The sequence below is a fragment of the Micromonospora noduli genome (assembly GCF_003264365.1).
Taxonomy (GTDB): Bacteria; Actinomycetota; Actinomycetes; order Mycobacteriales; family Micromonosporaceae; genus Micromonospora; species Micromonospora noduli.
Genome location: NZ_PYAK01000021.1, coordinates 70841 through 86816 on the forward strand (window position 1 = coordinate 70841; position 15976 = coordinate 86816).

A 15976-nucleotide genomic window follows, 5' to 3' on the forward strand; every position below is an offset into this window, starting at 1 on the left:
CCCCGCCGCACCGTGGGGGCATGACGACATTCGAGGTGGTCGCCGAGGGTCTGGGCAAGCGGTACGGCCCGACCCGCGCGCTCGACACGTTCGACCTGACCGTGCCGCCCGGCACGGTCCACGGACTGCTGGGACCCAACGGCGCGGGCAAGACGACGGCCGTACGGATCCTCACCACGCTGCTGCGTTTCGACACGGGAAGGGCCACAGTGGCCGGGTACGACGTGCTGCGCCGGCCGGACGAGGTGCGCGCCCGGATCGGGCTGACCGGGCAGTACGCCGCGGTCGACGAGATCCTCAGCGGCCGGCAGAACCTGGAGCTGTTCGGCCGGTTGTTCCGGCTCGGCCGACGGGAGGCCCGCCGACGCGCCGGTGAGCTGCTGGAACGGTTCGGGCTCGACGAGGCGGCGAGCAGGTCTGCCGGTGAGTACTCGGGTGGGATGCGTCGCCGGTTGGACCTCGCCGCCAGCCTGATCCGTACGCCGAGGGTGCTGTTCCTGGACGAGCCGACGACCGGCCTGGACCCGCGCAGCCGCAACCAGGTGTGGGATCTGGTCCGCGGTCTGGTCGCGGACGGGACGACGGTGCTGCTCACCACGCAGTACCTGGAGGAGGCCGATCAGCTCGCCGACCGGATTTCGGTGATCGACGCCGGTCGGGTGGTGGCCGAGGGCTCACCGGACCAGCTGAAGGCGATGACCGGCGGCGACCGGATCGAGGTGGTGGTCCGCGACGCGGCCGAGCTGAGCCAGGCGGCCCGTCTCGTCGCGCCGATCTGCGGTGCGGAGCCCGAACTCGATCCGGAGGTCCGACGGCTCAGCGTGCCGGTGCTCGATCGCGTCGCCGGCCTGGTCGACGTGGTTCGCGCGCTGGACGACGCCGGGATCGCGGTCGAGGACATCGGCCTGCGACGCGCGACGTTGGACGAGGCGTTTCTGCACCTGACCGGGCACCGGCCGGACGACACCCGCGAGCCCGTCGGGGCCGGACGAACTGTGGAGATGGCATGACCACTGCGATCGCCGACGGCTGGACGATGACCAGGCGGAACATGACCCACGTGGTCCGCGCGCCGGAGGAACTGATCCTCTACTTCTCGCTGCCGATCATGTTCGTGTTGGTCTTCGGGTACGTGTTCGGCAGCGGCATGCAGGTGGCGGGTGGCGGCAACTACCGCGAGTTCCTGCTGCCCGGGGTCTTCGTGATGACGATGCTGTACGGGCTGGGGGCCACCGCGACCGGCGTGGCGCTGGACCTCAGCCGGGGCGTGGTCGACCGGTTCCGGTCGATGCCGATGGCACGGTCCGCGCTGATGACCGGTCGCAGCGCCGCCGACCTGCTGCGCGCCCTGCTGGAGATGTCCACCCTCCTGGTGTGTGGCCTGCTCGTCGGGTGGCAGTGGCGACAGGGTGTCGGCAAGGCGATGCTCGCCGTCGGTCTCCTCCTACTGCTGCGAATCGCGATCACCTGGGTCGGGATCTACCTGGCGTTGCTGGTCCGCAACCCGGAAACGGTCGGTGTGATCGTCTTTCCGGCGGCGTTCCCGTTGAGCGCGATCTCCAACGTCTTCGTGTCGCCGGAGCTGATGCCTCCGGTCATCGGGACGATCTCGGAGTGGAACCCCTTGTCGGCCACAGTGGCGGCGATCCGCGAACTGTTCGGCAACCCGGGCCTGGGTGGAGACTCCTGGCCGGCGGAGCACGCGATGCTGTTGGCGGTGCTGTGGCCGGTGCTGCTGATCGCGACGTTCGCCCCGCTGGCCGTGCGCCGCTACCAGCGGCTGAGTCGTTGAACTCCTCCGGGCTGACGCTGAAAAGGTGAGCGGTGTGTACATTCCGTGATGTGGTCAGGGGTGCGATGAGCGAAGGTGATGTTCTCCGGCGTCTGCGCGAGTTGGAGCTTGCAGACGTGGGAGAGGCTCTGGACGATTCTGACCAGACGGAGAGGCTCCTGGCAGGGCTGCCGAGCGTCTATGCAGCAGCTCTTCGCATCGCGAACGGATTCACAGTGCACAGCGGCATGAACCGCGTCTTCGGGGTTCGGGAGGACCGGCATATGGATCTCCGGTCCTGGAACGAGGTGGAGGGATGGCGATTCGCCTGGGGCGAAAAGGCGGATCCCTCCTTCCTTATGTTTGGCGAGACCGCGTTCGGAGATCAGTATGCGCTGCGTTGGACCGGAAGCTCCTACGAGGATGTCGTCTACCTCCTCGACGTGAATCTTTTGAGCGTCCGTCCCATCTTCAATTCGTTTGCGTACTTCTTGGATCAGGAGATCGTGCAGAATGCGATAAGCCCTTCCCACCCGACGGCACTGGCTTGTGTCGAAAAATTCGGCCGCGTGCCTTTCAATGAGAATGTTGTCCTTACGCCTTCCCTTTTATTGGGTGGGTACGAGGACGTTTCGAATATGGTGAAGATCGACAGCTACGCCGCGATGATTTATGGGGGCGACATTTATACTGCGGTGGTGTCGGCGCCTGACGAGGCGGCTGTTGTGGGAGTGGAGCCCTGGGTTGATGACATCGGTCGGCCAAGGCTGCGCGTCGTGTTCGCGGACTGAGGCCGCTTCCCCTGCCAGAAGGGGTAACTCAAGGTCGTGAGGTGCGGGCGGCGTACCAGACAGCGCCGAGCGCCAGCACACCGAAGCCGGCGATCACGCTGCTCAGCGGCAGGTTGACCGCCAGCAGCAGACAACCGAAGAGCCCCAGACCGGCGAGCACCCGGACCGGCAACCGCCGGTCCGGGTCCCGGCCAAGGGTGAGTGCCGCAGCGTTGGTGATCGCGTAGTAGACGAGCACCGTGCAGCTGGAGAAGCCGATCGCGTCGCGTACGTCGCCGAGCAGCACCACCACGATCACCACGCCGGCGACCGCCAGTTCGGCGCGGCGCGGCACCTGGTGCACCGGGTGCACGGCGGCCAGCGCGCCGGGCAGGTCACGGCGGCGGGCCATGGCGAGGGTGGTCCGACCGACCCCGGCGACCAGTGACAGCAGCACCCCGACGACCGCGATGGTGGCACCGGCGCGGACCACCCACGCCAGGCCGGGCAGCCCGGCGGCGGTCACCACGTCGACCAGGGGCGCGGCGGAATCGGCCAGCCGGTCGGCGCCGAGCACGCCGAGGGTGACAACGGCCAGCACCAGGTAGATCACGAGCACCACCCCGAGCGCCAGCGGCACCGCGCGCGGGATGGTCCGCTGCGGGTCGCGGACCTCCTCGCCGAGCGTGGCGATCCGGGCGTACCCGGCGAAGGCGAAGAACAGCAACCCGGCGGCGGTGAGCACGCCCCGCGCCGAACCGCCGGGCTCGCCGAGCCGGTCCAGGTGCACCGGCCCACCGACCAGGCCGACGACGGCGACCAGTGCCAGCACCGCCAGCACCAGCGCGACCAACGCCCTGGTCACTGTGGCGGTCTTGCCGATGCCGCGCAGGTTCACGGCGGTCACCGCGAGCACCGCGCCGACGGCCACCAGCCGGGCCTGGCCCGGCCAGAGGTACGCCCCGACGGTCAACGCCATCGCCGCACAGCTCGCCGTCTTGCCGACCACGAAGCCCCAGCCGGCCAGGAACCCGGCGAACGGCCCGAGGCGCTCCCGGCCGTAGACGTAGGTGCCACCGGACTCCGGGTAACGGGCCGCGAGTCGCGCCGAGCTGGTCGCGTTGCAGAAGGCGACGAAGCCGGCCAACCCGAGCGCGGGCAGCAGGCCGCCACCACCGGCCGCCGCCACCGCCGGGCCGAAGACCACGAAGACGCCCGCGCCCAGCATCGAGCCCAACCCGATGACAACCGCATCGGGTACGCCCAGCCGCCGCGCCAGTTGATTCACGAACCAGAACCCTAGGGGTACGAGGTGAACGGCCGGTCCCATCCGCGTAACCGGCCCGGGAGCGGCACCCCGTCCCAGGGTGCCCGGTGCAGCAGCCGGTCCAGGAGCAGGCCCAGCAGCAGCCCGGCCACCGAGTCGGTCAGCCAGTGCCAGCCGAGATAGGTGGTGGTGGTGAGGACGACCAGCGGCGGCACGACGCGGATCACGGTGACGAGCCGGGCCGGCAGTTGGCGGCCGAAGCTGCGGGCCAGCGGGGCGAGCAGCATCGCGATGACCCCGTACCAGACGATCGCGTTGGCGACGTGCCCCGACGGGTAGGACTGGGCGAACCGCACCGGCAGGTCGTCGTGGAACAGCGGCAGGGTCTGCTCGGGCGTCAGGAACGGCTCCTTGACGCTGGCGCTCGGTGCCGCCCGCGCGGTCCAGATCTTGAGCGGGCCGATCGTCAGGTTGGTCAGCACGAACGCGACCACCGGAGGCAGGATCGGCCGCACCGACCGCAGCCGGACGGCCAGCAGCACGCCCAGCCCGGCGGCGATCAACGTCAGCGGAGTGCCCTGGCCGAGGAAGTTCAGCACCCGGGCCACCCAGTACGCGGCGGCCGGCCGGTGCCCGTCGGCCCAGTCGGCGACCGCCCGGTCCAATCCGAAGAGCTGGTCGGCGGCGAGCGCCACCGTCAACCCGACCAGACCGACCAGCAGGAGCACGTCGAACCACCAGCCGGCCGGGCGGACGGGCCGTAGCCGCAGGTCACGTCGTACCGCTGTGGGTTTGAGCACGCGACCACGCTACCGGCCCGGCGCGAGACCGGGGTGTGCGGCGCTGTGGGCCCAACCACGATCAGGGGCGGATGAGGGGGGCGACCAGTCATGCTTGTGCCCGTGCGGATCACGTCTGCCCTCGTGGACCCGGCGCTGCTCGACCTGCCCTGGTCGACACCGCTGGAGGAGTGGCCTGCCCAACACCTGGTGGCGCTGCCACAGGGCATCTCCCGGCACATCGTCCGTTTCGTCCGGTTGGGCGACTACGTGTACGCGTTCAAGGAGACCCGCGAGCGGATCGCCGAGCGGGAGTACGACCTGCTCCGGGCCCTGGAACGGATCGACTTTCCCTCGGTCGAGGCGGTGGCGGTCGTCGCCGACCGGCAGACCGAGGACGGGGAGCCGCTCGAATCGGTGCTGATCACCAGGCATCTGCAGTTCTCGCTGCCGTACCGGGCGCTCTTCTCGCACACCCTCCGGCCGGAGACGATGAGCCGGCTGCTCGACGCGCTCGCCGCCCTGATCGTGCGGATGCACCTGACCGGCTTCTTCTGGGGCGACTGCTCGCTGTCGAACACGCTGTTCCGGCGGGACGCGGGCGCCTTCGCCGCCTACCTTGTGGACGCGGAGACGGGTGCCCTGCACAACTCGCTCTCCAACGGTCAGCGCGGTGAGGACCTGGAGATCGCCCGGGTGAACATCTTCGGTGAGGCGCTGGACCTGCAGGCCGCCGGCCTGCTGCATGAGTCCATCGACCCCGAGGTGGTCTGCGAGGAGGTCGTGCAGCGCTACGAGCGGCTCTGGCACGAGATCACCTATGAGCAGGCGATCGAGCGGGAGGCCCGGCACGACATCGAGGGCCGGATCCGCCGCCTCAACGAGCTGGGCTTCGACGTCGCCGAGGTGGCCATGTCGTCCATCGACGACGGGCGGTTCCTGGTTCGGCCGAAGGTCGTCGACGCCGGCTACCACACCCGCCGGCTGCTGCGGCTGACCGGGCTGGACGCCGAGGAGAACCAGGCCCGCAAGCTGCTCAACGACCTGGACGCCTACCGCGCGGAGAGCGACCTGATCGACGAGCAGCAGGCCGCGCACCGCTGGCTCACCGAGGTCTTCGAGCCGGTGGTCCGGGCCGTCCCCGCGAACCTGCGCCGCAAGCTGGAGCCGCAGGAGCTGTTCGCCCAGATCATCGAGCACAAGTGGCTGCTCTCCGAGAAGGCCGGCCGGGACGTCGGCATGCGCCACGCGGTCCAGTCGTACCTGTCCGACGTGCTGGTGCACCGCCCCGACGAGCAGGCCGTCCTCGGCGTCGAGGTCCCCGCCATCGGCTGAGCTGGGCCTCCGCCTGCTCCGGCGGATGCGAGCGCCGGCGGGGACGGACGCCCCCGTCACTCCACCCAGGAGCCTCCGCGCAGCACCCGCACCACGTTGAGGTCGTCGTCGAGCACCACCAGGTCGGCGCGGAGACCCACCTGGAGGGCCCCGAGCCGGTCGCCGAGGCCGATGGCCCGCGCCGGGGTGGTGGCCACCATCCGAGCGGCGTCGGCGATCGGGATTCCGGCGTTCACGGCGTGCCGCAGCGCGGCGTCCATGGTCAGCGTGCTGCCGGCGATCGCGCCGTCGCGGGCGAGTCGAGCCACACCGTCGGCGACGGTGACGGCCTGGCCGCCCAACTCGTACTCGCCGTCGGGCATGCCGGCGGCGGCCATCGCGTCGGTGATCAGTGCGGCGCGGTCCGGGCCGGCGGTCGCGGTGACGAAGGTCAGCATGCCGTCGTGCAGGTGCACCCCGTCGGCGACCAGCTCGCAGATCACGGTGGGCGCGTCGAGCAGGGCCACCACCGGCCCCGGCTCACGGTGATGCACCGGCCGCATCCCGTTGAACAGGTGGGTGCCGACACTCGCGCCGGCGGCGACCGCGGCGCGGGTCTGCTCGTACGTGGCGTCGGTGTGGCCCACCGCCGTCACCACCCGCTGCGCGGTGAGCAGCTTGATCGCCTCCAGCGCACCGTCGCGCTCCGGGGCCAGGGTGACCATCCGGATCGCGCCCCGGCCCAGTTCGATCAGCTCGGTCAGCTCGTCGGTCGACGGGTCGCGCAGGTACTCCGGGTTCTGTGCGCCGCAGCGGGCGGCCGACAGGTACGGCCCCTCGAAGTGGATTCCCGCCAACACGCCCTCGTCGACCAACGGGGCGAACGCCTCGGTGGCCGTACGCATCAGCGGAAAGGGCGCGCTGACCAGGCTCGCCAGCAGCGTGGTGGTGCCGTGCGCGAGGTGGAAGTCGGCCGCCGCGCGGGCCTCGTCGGCGTCCCCGGTGGTGAAGGTGTGCCCGCCACCGCCGTGCGTGTGCATGTCCACGAATCCGGGCAGGATCCAGTGCCCGTCGCGCACCGACGGATACTCGGCCACCGCTGTGATCCGATCACCGTCCCACTCGACGCAGCCCTGTCGGACGACTCCGGTCGGGGTCACCACTCGGCCGTTCACCCGTACGGTCATCGCTTCTCCTGATGGTCACGGACACCGATGGCGTCCAGGGCGAGCAGGGCGGCACCGAGGCAACCAGCCTCGTCGCCGAGGGCTGCCGCGACCAGTTGCGGCTCCCGGTGGAAGGTCATTCGTTCGTGCAGCGCCGCCCGCAGCGGGGTCAGCAGCAGGTCTCCGGCCTGGGCCAGGCCGCCGCCGAGCACGATCGTCGCCACGTCGAACAGCGCCTGCCCGCTGGCGAGGCCGTCGGCGAGCGCCTCGACGGCCTCCTGCCAGACCTGTCCGGCGAGCTGCTCGCCGGCCGCGGCCCGCTCGGCCACCCCGGCCGCCGTCACCGGGGCGTCCGCGGTGTCGCCAGCGAGTTCGGCGTAGCGGCGGCCGATCGCGGCGGCCGACGCCATCGCCTCCAGGCAGCCGGGGCGGCCGCAGCCGCAGCGTGGACCGTCGGGCCGGACCAGGATGTGGCCGATCTCCCCGGCTGCGCCGTGGGCCCCCACCGCGGCCGTGCCGTCCACGACGTGCGCGGCGGCGATGCCGGTGCCGATCGCCACGAACAGCACGTGCCCCGCGCCGCGTCCGGCGCCGAGCCGGGCCTCGGCGAGACCACCGACACGCACGTCGTGGCCGAGCGCCGTCGGCAGGCCGAGCCGCTGCACCATCAGGTCCCGCAGGGGTACGTCCCGGAAGCCCACATTCGCCGACCAGACCGCGACGCCGCGTGCCTCGTCCACCACCCCGGGCACGGCGATGCCGACCGCGATCGGGGTGAACCCGTCGGCGCGGGCCTTGTCGGCCAGCCCGCCGGCCACCTCCAGGATGGTGCCGACCACGGCGGCCGGGCCGCGTGCGGCGTCGGTGGGGTGCCGTTCGGTGCGCACCACGACGCCGTCCGGTCGGACCAGGGCGCACTTCATGCCGGTGCCGCCGACGTCCAGCGCAACGACCACGCGGTCGCTCACGGCGCCAGCTCGGTTCGCGACTGCGGGGCTCGCAACCCCGGCTCACTCCTCGCGCTCACGCCAACACCACGGACCGGGTCAGGTGGCGGGGCGCGTCCGGGTCGAGGCCCCGGCTGGTGGCCAGCGCGACCGCGAAGCGTTGGGCCAGGATCAGGTCGGCCATCGGGTCGACCGGGGTACGGCCGGCGGACCAGCTGCCCAGCACGGTGCGCCAGCCATGCGTGCGGCTGTGCACGAAGGCCGCGCCGGTGGCCGCCACGTCCTCGGGCAGCCCGTCGGGCAGCTCACCGAACGCCCAGACCAGCCGGCCCGGCGCGGCGACCGAGATGGGCCCGTGCCGGTAGTCCATCGCCGGGTACGCCTCGGCCCAGAAGGTGGCCGCCTCGCGGCACTTCAGCGCCGCCTCCTGGGCCAGCCCGATCGTCCACCCCCGACCGAGGAAGGTGACCTGCTCGATGGTGGCCGGGTCGATCGGCAGCGGGGATCGCACCGCGACCTCGGCGTCGGCGGCGAGCGCGGTCACCGGGTCGCCGAGCTGGGCCCGGAGCAGGGCCAGCGCGCTGGTCGCGAAGCGGGTCTGCACCACCGACCGTTCGTCGGCGAAGGGCATGGCCACGGTGGCTGCGGCCAGCTCGACCGCCGGGGACGTGGGGTCACCGACGATGACTGTGGTGGGTGTCCGTCCGCGCAGCGCGGCGAGCAGTTCCAGCACCTCGGTGGTGGTGCCGGAGCGGGTGATCGCGATCAGCCGGTCGTAGCGGCGGCCGGCGGGGAACTCGGACGCCTGGAACGCGTCGGTCTCACCCTGGCCGGCCTGCTCGCGGCGGGCCGCGTACGCCATCGCCATGAACCACGACGTGCCGCAACCGACGACGGCGACCCGCTCCCCGGGGCGCGGCAGGTCACCGCGTACGACCTCGGCCAGCCGGGCCGCCTCCCGCCAGCAGTCGGGTTGGCTCGCGATCTCCGCGTCCACGTACGCCATGGGAAACTCCTCGCAGGGCCGATCGGTGCGCAATACGGCTCGTTAGACCCGCATTTCGCGCGTTATTCTGCGCGAACGCGGGTGACCATGGCAACCGGCCGGCCGATCGCGCAGGTCAGCCTTTTGCGCCAGCCTAGTTTCGCGCACTAGTGTGCACGCAATCAATCACCGTCCGTGCAGTTGCTGGGAGGGCCCCCGCGGTGGACCGGTACGCCAGATGGAACGCCCTGCTCGAAATGCTGACCGACAACGGCCGGGTCAGCGTCGAGGCGGCAGCCGAGCGGCTGGACGTCTCCCAGGCCACCATCCGGCGTGACTTCGACCAGCTCGCGCAGCAGCAAATGATCACGAGGACCCGGGGCGGCGCGGTCGCCAACGGCGTGTCGTACGACCTGCCTCTGCGCTACAAGACGGCCAAGCACTCGGCCGAGAAGCAGCGGATCGGGGCGGCTGCCGCCGCGCTCGTCACGCCGGGCACCGTGGTCGGCCTGAACGGCGGCACCACCAGCACCGAGGTGGCGAGGGCGCTCGCCGTGCGACCGGATCTGAACACCAGTGCCGAAGGTGCCCAGCTCACAGTGGTGACAAACGCGCTGAACATCGCCAACGAGCTGCTGGTTCGATCCCGGATGAAGGTCGTGGTGGCCGGCGGCGTGGTGCGCCCGAAGTCGTTCGAGCTGGTCGGCCCGCTGGGCGGGGCGCTGCTGCGCGAGGTCACCCTGGACGTCGCCCTGCTCGGCGTGGACGCGATCGACCCGCAGCTCGGCGCCGCCGCCCACCACGAGGGGGAGGCGGCGATGAACAACCTGATGGTGGCCCGCGCCAAGCGCGTGGTGATCATCGCGGACTCGTCCAAGCTGGGGGGTCACGCCTTCGCCCGGATCTGCCCGGTCGAGCGGGTGGAGACGCTGGTGACCGACTCCGGTGCCGCGCCGGAGGTGGTGGACGCGTTCCGCGCCGCCGGCGTGCAGGTGATCTGCGCCTGAAGGGTCACGCTCGGTCGATGAACTGGCCTGATCGGCGCGTCGATGCATACCGCGTATTGCGCGCTTCTGCATACCGCGTATGGTGTCGGCTGTCACGCCCACCCATCGGGGGAGGTGCAGCTTGCCAGCTGTCCTGGAGATCGAAGGTCTACGTAAGACGTACAAGAGTCGTCGACGCGGCACCCGCAACGCGCTCGACGGCTTCGACATGCGGGTCGACGCGGGGCAGGTGCATGGCTTCCTGGGTCCCAACGGGTCCGGCAAGACCACCACGCTGCGTACCCTGCTCGGCCTGATCCGACCCGACGGCGGCCGGATGGCGCTGCTCGGACACGAGGTCCCCGACGCGCTGCCCACGGTCGCCGGCCAGGTCGGCGCGATCGTGGAGAGCCCGCAGTTCTTTCCGCACTTCACGGCCCGGGACACGCTGTCCCTGCTCGCGGGGGCGGGCGAGGTGCCGGCCGTCCGGGTCGACGAGGTGCTGGAACTCGTCGGGCTACGCGACCGGTCCGGCGAGCGGGTCAAGACGTACTCGTTGGGCATGAAGCAGCGGCTCGCCGTGGCCTCGGCCCTGCTCAAGAACCCGAAGCTGCTCATCCTCGACGAGCCCGCCAACGGCCTCGACCCGGGCGGTATCCGGGAGATGCGCACGCTGATGCGGACGCTCGCCGAGTCCGGAATGACAGTGGTGCTGTCCAGCCACATCCTCGGTGAGATCCAGCTGATCTGCGACTCGGTAACCATCATCTCGCTGGGCCGGCGGGTTGCGTTCGGTCCGGTTGACGAGGTGCTCGCGCAGCACTCGTCCGGTGCGGTCCGGATCCGGCTGGAGGCGGTCAGCGACCTGCCGGTGGCCACCGAGGCGCTCACCCAGGCCGGGATCCGGGTCACCGGTCACCCGGACCACCTGATGCTGGCCGGCGTCGACAAGCCGGCCTCGGTGACCCGGCTGCTCGCCGAGAAGAACCTCTACGTCAGTGAGTTGGCGCCGATCGCCGTCGACCTGGAGAGCGTCTTCCTCGAACTGACCGCCACCGCGCCGGTACCCGGTCAGCACCGGCAGGTCGACGAGTCCATGAAGGTCGGTGGGACGGGTCAGCCCGGTCCCGCCGGAGGAGGGTGGGGCGCGTGAGCCTCTTTCGTACCGAGCTGCGCCGGCTCAGCAAGCGGCGTTTCACCCGCTACATGACACTGCTCGGCCTGCTGGTGCTGGCCGCGGTGGTGGTCGGGGTGTTCTTCACCAACCAGAAGATCGACGCCGGCCAGCTCGCCCAGGCGGAGCGTCAGGCCGACCAGCAGTACCAGGAGCAGATGCGCTGGAGCGAGCAGGAGCGGGCCGCGTGTGAGCAGGCCAAGACGGCCGGCACGGCGACCGACGGCCGCTACCCGGACGACTGCTCGGTGATCACCCCGCCGCCCCGCGAGGAGATCAAGGCCGAGTGGTTCCTGCCCTCGACTTTCGACTTCAAGGAGACGTTCGCCGAGACCCTGATTCCGTTCGCGGCGATCCTCGCCCTGGTCGGATTCGTCATCGGCGCGTCCTTCGTCGGTGCCGAGTGGAGCACCGGCGGCATGATGAACCTGCTGCTCTGGCGGCCGAAGCGGCTCACCGTACTGCTCACCAAGCTGGCCGCGCTGCTCACCGGCATCCTGGCGGTGACGCTTCCTGCCGCGGTGCTGTGGTTCGCCGGGTTCTGGGCGGTCGCCAACTTCCGGGGCAGCACCGAGAAGATGACCTCGGGCACCTGGCAGTCGTTCATGCTGACCGGTGTACGCGGCGTGGTGCTGGTGTTGGTGCTCACCACCATCGGCTTCGCCCTCGCCTCGCTCGGTCGGCACACCGCGATGGCCCTCGGTGGCGTGGTGGCGGTGATGGTGGTCGGCCAGTTCGGCCTCGGCATCCTGCTGTCCATGGCGAGCGTGCGGTTCGCCGAGGCCTGGCTGCTGCCCACGTACGTGCTGGCCTGGATGACGAAGACGGTCACGTTGCAGGACTGGAACTCCTGCAATGCGACCTACTACGGGGAGTGCAAGCCGGCCACGATGGACATCACCTGGCAGCAGTCCTCGATCCTGCTCTCGGTCGGGGTGGTGGTGATCCTCGGGGCGGCGCTCTGGGCGATGCGTCGCCGCGACATCTCCTGACCTGACCGAAGCGACGCGGCGCGGCCGGCCCGGCCGTCGGGGTTCCCGGCGGTACGGACCGGCCGCGCCGCCTGCTGCGTCCCTGGTCGCCGCTGACTAGGCTGAACGACATGTCCGCCGACACCACCCCGGCCGCCCCCGAGCCGTCCATCGACGCTCGCCCGGGTGAGGCCGTGGGTGCTGCCGGGCCGACCGTCCCGAATCCCCGACCGGCGCCTCCCATCGAGACCGCCGACGAGTCGGGTCCAGCCGACAACGAGCCGGCGCAGCCCACTGATCCCGCTGATCCCACGCCGGGGCTGACCGAGCGGGAGCGGGCCATCGTCGCCTTCGAGCAGCAGTGGTGGCGGCACGCCGGCGCCAAGGAGCAGGCCGTCCGGGACACCTTCGGGATCTCGTCGACCCGGTACTACCAGCTGCTCAACGCCCTGCTGGACAATCCGGCAGCCCTCGCCGCCGACCCCGTGCTGATCAGTCGACTCCGCCGGTTGCGCTCGTCCCGCGCCCGTAACCGCCGCCGCTGACCGAACACCGCCCCGGCGTCGTTGGCTCGCCGACCGCCCGCCCAGCCGCATGCCGGCTGGCCAGGCGGGTAGGCGGGAGGCGTTCCGGGGTCGCACGCGACCCTGGGCCCAGGAAGGGAGCGGGGTATGACGGCAACGAACCAGAGCGGCAGAGGTCAGCAGGCCCGCCAGGAGGCCTCGCGCGTCGGCCAGCAGGCCGCGCAGGCCGGGGGTCAGGTCGCCCACACCGCAGCTGAGCAGGGCGGGCAGGTGGCCGCAGAGGCGCGGCGGCAGGCCCAGCAGTTGACCGGCGAGGCGACTGGGCAGCTGCGGGACCAGGCGCAGACGCAGCAGCGGCGGGCCGCAGCGGGCCTGCGCGACCTGGGTCAGAACCTCAGTTCGATGGCCGAACGGGACGGCGATTCCGGGCTGGCCGGTCAAGTGGTACGCAAGGCAGCCGACGCCGCCCAGCAGGCAGCCGGTTGGCTCGACGAGCGCGAACCCGGCGAGGTGCTCGACGAGGTTCGCACGTACGCGCGGCAGCATCCGACGACGTTTCTCGCGGGCGCTGCGCTAGCCGGGCTGCTGGTCGGGCGGCTCACCCGTGGCCTGACCGCGCCGGCCTCGGGCAACGGTCAGGGTGGTAGTGCCTCCGGTGCTCCGTCACCCGCGCAGGGCGCACCGGCGGACGTCGGTCAGCAGCCGTACGTGGGGACGGCGCGGGCGCAGAACGTCACGCCCGCCGGTGAACAAGCGCGAGACCTGCCCGGCGGGGTGGCACCGTGAGCGCCCCGGAGAAGGAACGGACCCAGGCTTCGGTCGGCGAACTGCTGGGCGATGTGACCCGGGACGTCTCCACTCTGATGCGCAAGGAGGTCGAGCTGGCCAAGGCCGAGCTGCGCGAGGAGGTCAGCCAGGCAGGAAAGGCTGGCGGTATGTTCGGCGGTGCCGGGCTGGCCGGGTTCCTGGCGGTGCTCTTCCTGTCGTACGCCCTCTGGTGGGGGCTGTCCAACACGATGGACCAGGGGTGGGCGGCGCTGATCGTCGCGGTCATCTGGGCCGCCGTGGCCGGTGGTCTCTTCATCAACGCCCGGACCCAGCTGAAGCGGGCTCGTGCGGTTCTGCCCCGGTCGAAGCAGACTGCCCGGGAGCTGCCGGACGCCCTGCGGGGTCGGTGAACGAGTCGGGAGGGAAAAGGTCATGTCCAGTGATCCGGATCAAATCCGGCGGGAGATCGAGACCACCCGCAACGAGTTGAGCAGTGACGTCGACGCGCTGACCGACAGGGTCAACCCGCGTCGGATCGCCGGTGACCGCGTCGGGCAGGCGCGCGGGGCGTTCACCCGAGCGAAGGAGAAGATGATGGGCAGCTCGAGTCACATGGGGCAAGAGGCCACCCAGCGGATGTCGCACGCGGCCGGTTCGGTTCGTGACGAGACCCGTTCGCTCGGGCAGCAATCCCGCGAGCAGGCTCAGGGCAACCCGATGGCCGCCGGCCTGGTCGCCTTCGGAGTCGGCCTGCTGGCCGCCTCCCTGATCCCGCCGAGCGGACGTGAGCGGCAACTCGCCGGACGCGCGCGGAGCATGGTGAGTGAGCACTCTGGTGAGCTGCGCGAGCAGGCGAGCCAGGTCGGCCATCAGATGCAGGACAACCTGCGGGAGCCTGCGCAGCAGGCGGCGCAGTCGGTCCGCTCCAGCGCCCAGCAGGGCGTGTCCGCGGTACGCGACCAGGGCCGTTCGGCCGCCGGTCAGGTGCAGGGAGAGACGCATGCGGCCGTCGACGACCTTCGACAGCGCTGACCCGATCGGTGTGCCGGGGCCGGCGCCGGTGATGCGGGTACGCTCCGCGTCCGCGCCGGCCCCCGGTCGGCCGGTCAACGAGGACCTGGTCTTCCGGTTCGGCCCGCTGGTGGGTGTCCTGGACGGCGCGACGGTGCCGGACGGCTTCGACACCGGCTGCGTACACGGGCCCGAGTGGTACGTCCGGCACCTGGCGGCCCGGATCGGCGTCGCCGAGGCGGTACGCCCGGCCGCCCGGCTGACCAGCAACCTGGCCGCGGCCATCCTCGCCGTACGCGCCGACCACGGCGGGCAGTGCGACCTCGACCATCCGGGCACCCCGTCCAGCACTGTCTGCCTCCTGCGGGACTGCGGGGATCAGGTGGACTACCTGGTGCTCTGCGACAGCCCGCTGGTCCTCGACGCCGGCGGGCAGGTCAGCGTGGTCACCGACAACCGGCTGGACACGGCGATGGCGGAGCTGCGGGAGACCGTGGCCGTCGTGCCGGGCGGCGCTGCGGACCCGGTCACCCGGTTCCGGCACGCGGTGAGCGTCCAGCGGGAGCGGATGAACCGCACCCACGGCTACTGGGTGGCGGCCTCCGACCCGGACGCGGCCTTCCACGCGGTCACCGGGACCGCGCCCCGGCGCGGTCCGGGGGCGCTACGGCGGGCGGCACTGCTCAGTGACGGCGCGTCCAGCGCGGTGGAGCAGTTCGCGCTGACCGACTGGGCCGGTCTGCTGGACCTGCTGAGCGCCGACGGTCCGGGCGCGTTGATCGACCGGGTGCGGGACGCCGAGCGCGACCATCCCGATCGGCTGCGCCGACACAAGTCCACCGACGACGCTTCGGTGGTGTTCTGCGAGTTCGGGTAGGCGCTTTGGTCCACTGACACCCGGTCGGGTGACAACAGAGCGTGATGTGGAACACCCTGGCCGCCCGACCGGCCGGTACCGCTGTCCGGACCGCCAGTGGATGGCCAATGGGGTGGACTTCGGCCGATGAGCGCGGCAGACTGCGGCACGTGGCGGGTGCGGTCCGGCTGGAGCCGGTGGACGAACGGAACCTGGAGCCGTTGCTCTCCGTAGCGGCTGCGGAGGCGGAGCCGGGTGATGTGATGCCCCCGGTCGAGGCGCCCGCCGGCTGGTCGCTCGCCCGTCGCGAGGCGTTCCGCGAATTCCACCGGGCAAGCTTCGGCGGGCTGGACGGCCCGACCGGTTCGCAGATGTACGCCATCCTCGTCGGCGGCGAGGTGATGGGCATGGTCCGGATGACGCGCTGTGACGAGCCGCGCACGGTGGAGGCCGGGATGTGGCTCGGCCGGTCGGCGCGCGGGCAGGGAATCGGCGCGGCCGCCCTGCGGGAGCTGCTGAATGCCGCCGCTCGGGCGGGCATGCGGGCCGTGGTGGCCGAGACGACACCGGACAATATCGGCGCGGTCGCCGTGTTGCAGAAGTGTGGCGCGAAACTGCGCGAGGACGGCGGCAAGGTGCGCGCCGAAATCTGCCTCGATTCGACGCCGCCCGCTCTCTGAAGACTGT

General features: G+C 71.3%; 18 protein-coding genes. 13 read left to right on the forward strand and 5 right to left on the reverse strand.

Going from position 1 to position 15976, the window contains the following annotated elements; genetic code table 11:
• Positions 1-20 precede the first annotated feature (20 nt).
• The 3 genes from GUI43_RS17725 to GUI43_RS17735 all read left to right on the forward strand — a co-directional run bounded on the left by GUI43_RS17725 (position 21) and on the right by GUI43_RS17735 (position 2562).
• Positions 21-1010 (forward strand): ATP-binding cassette domain-containing protein, encoded by a 990-nt coding sequence (locus GUI43_RS17725; protein WP_112605155.1) that lies wholly within the window; start codon positions 21-23, stop codon positions 1008-1010.
• Complete coding sequence (locus GUI43_RS17730; RefSeq protein WP_112699301.1) at positions 1007-1792, forward strand: ABC transporter permease; 786 nt, start codon at positions 1007-1009, stop codon at positions 1790-1792. The genes GUI43_RS17725 and GUI43_RS17730 overlap by 4 nt, the downstream gene beginning before the upstream one ends.
• Before the next feature lie 65 nt (positions 1793-1857).
• Positions 1858-2562: an SMI1/KNR4 family protein gene (locus tag GUI43_RS17735; protein ID WP_146765920.1), complete on the forward strand. Its 705-nt coding sequence runs from the start codon at positions 1858-1860 to the stop codon at positions 2560-2562.
• Between the two features lie 28 nt (positions 2563-2590).
• Here GUI43_RS17735 and GUI43_RS17740 read toward each other — a convergent pair whose 3' ends face one another.
• Positions 2591-3829: an APC family permease gene (locus tag GUI43_RS17740; RefSeq protein WP_112699303.1), complete on the reverse strand. Its 1239-nt coding sequence runs from the start codon at positions 3827-3829 to the stop codon at positions 2591-2593.
• An 11-nt stretch (positions 3830-3840) separates the two neighbouring features.
• Entirely contained in the window at positions 3841-4578 is a 738-nt protein-coding gene (locus GUI43_RS17745) for a phosphatase PAP2 family protein (protein WP_181518671.1), read from the reverse strand.
• A gap of 132 nt (positions 4579-4710) precedes the next feature.
• On the opposite strand from GUI43_RS17745, the gene GUI43_RS17750 reads away from it, so the two are divergent.
• Positions 4711-5922 carry a DUF4032 domain-containing protein gene (locus tag GUI43_RS17750; protein ID WP_373861038.1) on the forward strand — a complete coding sequence of 404 codons (1212 nt, stop codon included), beginning with the start codon at positions 4711-4713 and terminating at the stop codon, positions 5920-5922.
• A 56-nt stretch (positions 5923-5978) separates the two neighbouring features.
• Here GUI43_RS17750 and nagA read toward each other — a convergent pair whose 3' ends face one another.
• Genes nagA through GUI43_RS17765 form a run of 3 tightly spaced genes read right to left on the reverse strand, consistent with a single transcriptional unit; the run spans position 5979 to position 9020 of the window.
• The gene (gene nagA / locus GUI43_RS17755) at positions 5979-7088 is read right to left on the reverse strand and encodes an N-acetylglucosamine-6-phosphate deacetylase (protein ID WP_112582901.1); all 1110 of its coding nucleotides are present in this window, start codon (positions 7086-7088) and stop codon (positions 5979-5981) included.
• Positions 7085-8035, reverse strand: coding sequence for an ROK family protein (locus GUI43_RS17760; protein WP_112699304.1), 951 nt, complete (start codon positions 8033-8035; stop codon positions 7085-7087). Before GUI43_RS17760 ends, nagA begins: the two co-directional genes overlap by 4 nt.
• Positions 8036-8090: 55 nt before the next feature.
• The gene (locus tag GUI43_RS17765) at positions 8091-9020 is read right to left on the reverse strand and encodes an SIS domain-containing protein (protein WP_112582903.1); all 930 of its coding nucleotides are present in this window, start codon (positions 9018-9020) and stop codon (positions 8091-8093) included.
• A 200-nt stretch (positions 9021-9220) separates the two neighbouring features.
• Between GUI43_RS17765 and GUI43_RS17770 the strand changes: the two genes are divergently transcribed.
• The 9 genes from GUI43_RS17770 (at position 9221) to GUI43_RS17810 (ending at position 15969) form a co-directional block, all read left to right on the forward strand.
• Positions 9221-10006 (forward strand): DeoR/GlpR family DNA-binding transcription regulator, encoded by a 786-nt coding sequence (locus GUI43_RS17770; RefSeq protein WP_091403015.1) that lies wholly within the window; start codon positions 9221-9223, stop codon positions 10004-10006.
• Positions 10007-10127: 121 nt separating this feature from the next.
• Positions 10128-11138, forward strand: a complete 1011-nt coding sequence (locus GUI43_RS17775) for an ABC transporter ATP-binding protein (protein ID WP_091403013.1) — start codon at positions 10128-10130, stop codon at positions 11136-11138.
• The gene (locus GUI43_RS17780; RefSeq protein WP_112699316.1) at positions 11135-12151 is read left to right on the forward strand and encodes an ABC transporter permease subunit; all 1017 of its coding nucleotides are present in this window, start codon (positions 11135-11137) and stop codon (positions 12149-12151) included. Before GUI43_RS17775 ends, GUI43_RS17780 begins: the two co-directional genes overlap by 4 nt.
• A gap of 110 nt (positions 12152-12261) precedes the next feature.
• Positions 12262-12675, forward strand: a complete 414-nt coding sequence (locus tag GUI43_RS17785) for a DUF3263 domain-containing protein (protein WP_112605174.1) — start codon at positions 12262-12264, stop codon at positions 12673-12675.
• A gap of 126 nt (positions 12676-12801) precedes the next feature.
• Positions 12802-13440 carry a hypothetical protein gene (locus GUI43_RS17790; protein WP_112582906.1) on the forward strand — a complete coding sequence of 213 codons (639 nt, stop codon included), beginning with the start codon at positions 12802-12804 and terminating at the stop codon, positions 13438-13440.
• Complete coding sequence (locus GUI43_RS17795; RefSeq protein WP_112582907.1) at positions 13437-13832, forward strand: phage holin family protein; 396 nt, start codon at positions 13437-13439, stop codon at positions 13830-13832. Before GUI43_RS17790 ends, GUI43_RS17795 begins: the two co-directional genes overlap by 4 nt.
• A gap of 22 nt (positions 13833-13854) precedes the next feature.
• On the forward strand, positions 13855-14454 hold the full coding sequence (locus tag GUI43_RS17800) for a DUF3618 domain-containing protein (RefSeq protein ID WP_112582908.1): 600 nt from the start codon (positions 13855-13857) through the stop codon (positions 14452-14454).
• Positions 14423-15310 (forward strand): hypothetical protein, encoded by an 888-nt coding sequence (locus tag GUI43_RS17805; protein ID WP_112582909.1) that lies wholly within the window; start codon positions 14423-14425, stop codon positions 15308-15310. Before GUI43_RS17800 ends, GUI43_RS17805 begins: the two co-directional genes overlap by 32 nt.
• Before the next feature lie 149 nt (positions 15311-15459).
• Complete coding sequence (locus GUI43_RS17810) at positions 15460-15969, forward strand: GNAT family N-acetyltransferase (RefSeq protein ID WP_112582910.1); 510 nt, start codon at positions 15460-15462, stop codon at positions 15967-15969.
• Positions 15970-15976 lie beyond the last annotated feature (7 nt).

What these genes read in the sequence shown, in the direction of transcription:
- GUI43_RS17725 (WP_112605155.1), top strand. Translation starts at nt 21, where the DNA reads ATGACGACATTCGAGGTGGTCGCCGAGGGTCTGGGCAAGCGGTACGGC.
- GUI43_RS17730 (WP_112699301.1), top strand. Translation starts at nt 1,007, where the DNA reads ATGACCACTGCGATCGCCGACGGCTGGACGATGACCAGGCGGAACATG.
- GUI43_RS17785 (WP_112605174.1), top strand. Translation starts at nt 12,262, where the DNA reads ATGTCCGCCGACACCACCCCGGCCGCCCCCGAGCCGTCCATCGACGCT.
- GUI43_RS17765 (WP_112582903.1), bottom strand. Translation starts at nt 9,020, where the DNA reads ATGGCGTACGTGGACGCGGAGATCGCGAGCCAACCCGACTGCTGGCGG.
- GUI43_RS17800 (WP_112582908.1), top strand. Translation starts at nt 13,855, where the DNA reads ATGTCCAGTGATCCGGATCAAATCCGGCGGGAGATCGAGACCACCCGC.
- GUI43_RS17790 (WP_112582906.1), top strand. Translation starts at nt 12,802, where the DNA reads ATGACGGCAACGAACCAGAGCGGCAGAGGTCAGCAGGCCCGCCAGGAG.
- GUI43_RS17735 (WP_146765920.1), top strand. Translation starts at nt 1,858, where the DNA reads ATGAGCGAAGGTGATGTTCTCCGGCGTCTGCGCGAGTTGGAGCTTGCA.
- nagA (WP_112582901.1), bottom strand. Translation starts at nt 7,088, where the DNA reads ATGACCGTACGGGTGAACGGCCGAGTGGTGACCCCGACCGGAGTCGTC.
- GUI43_RS17805 (WP_112582909.1), top strand. Translation starts at nt 14,423, where the DNA reads ATGCGGCCGTCGACGACCTTCGACAGCGCTGACCCGATCGGTGTGCCG.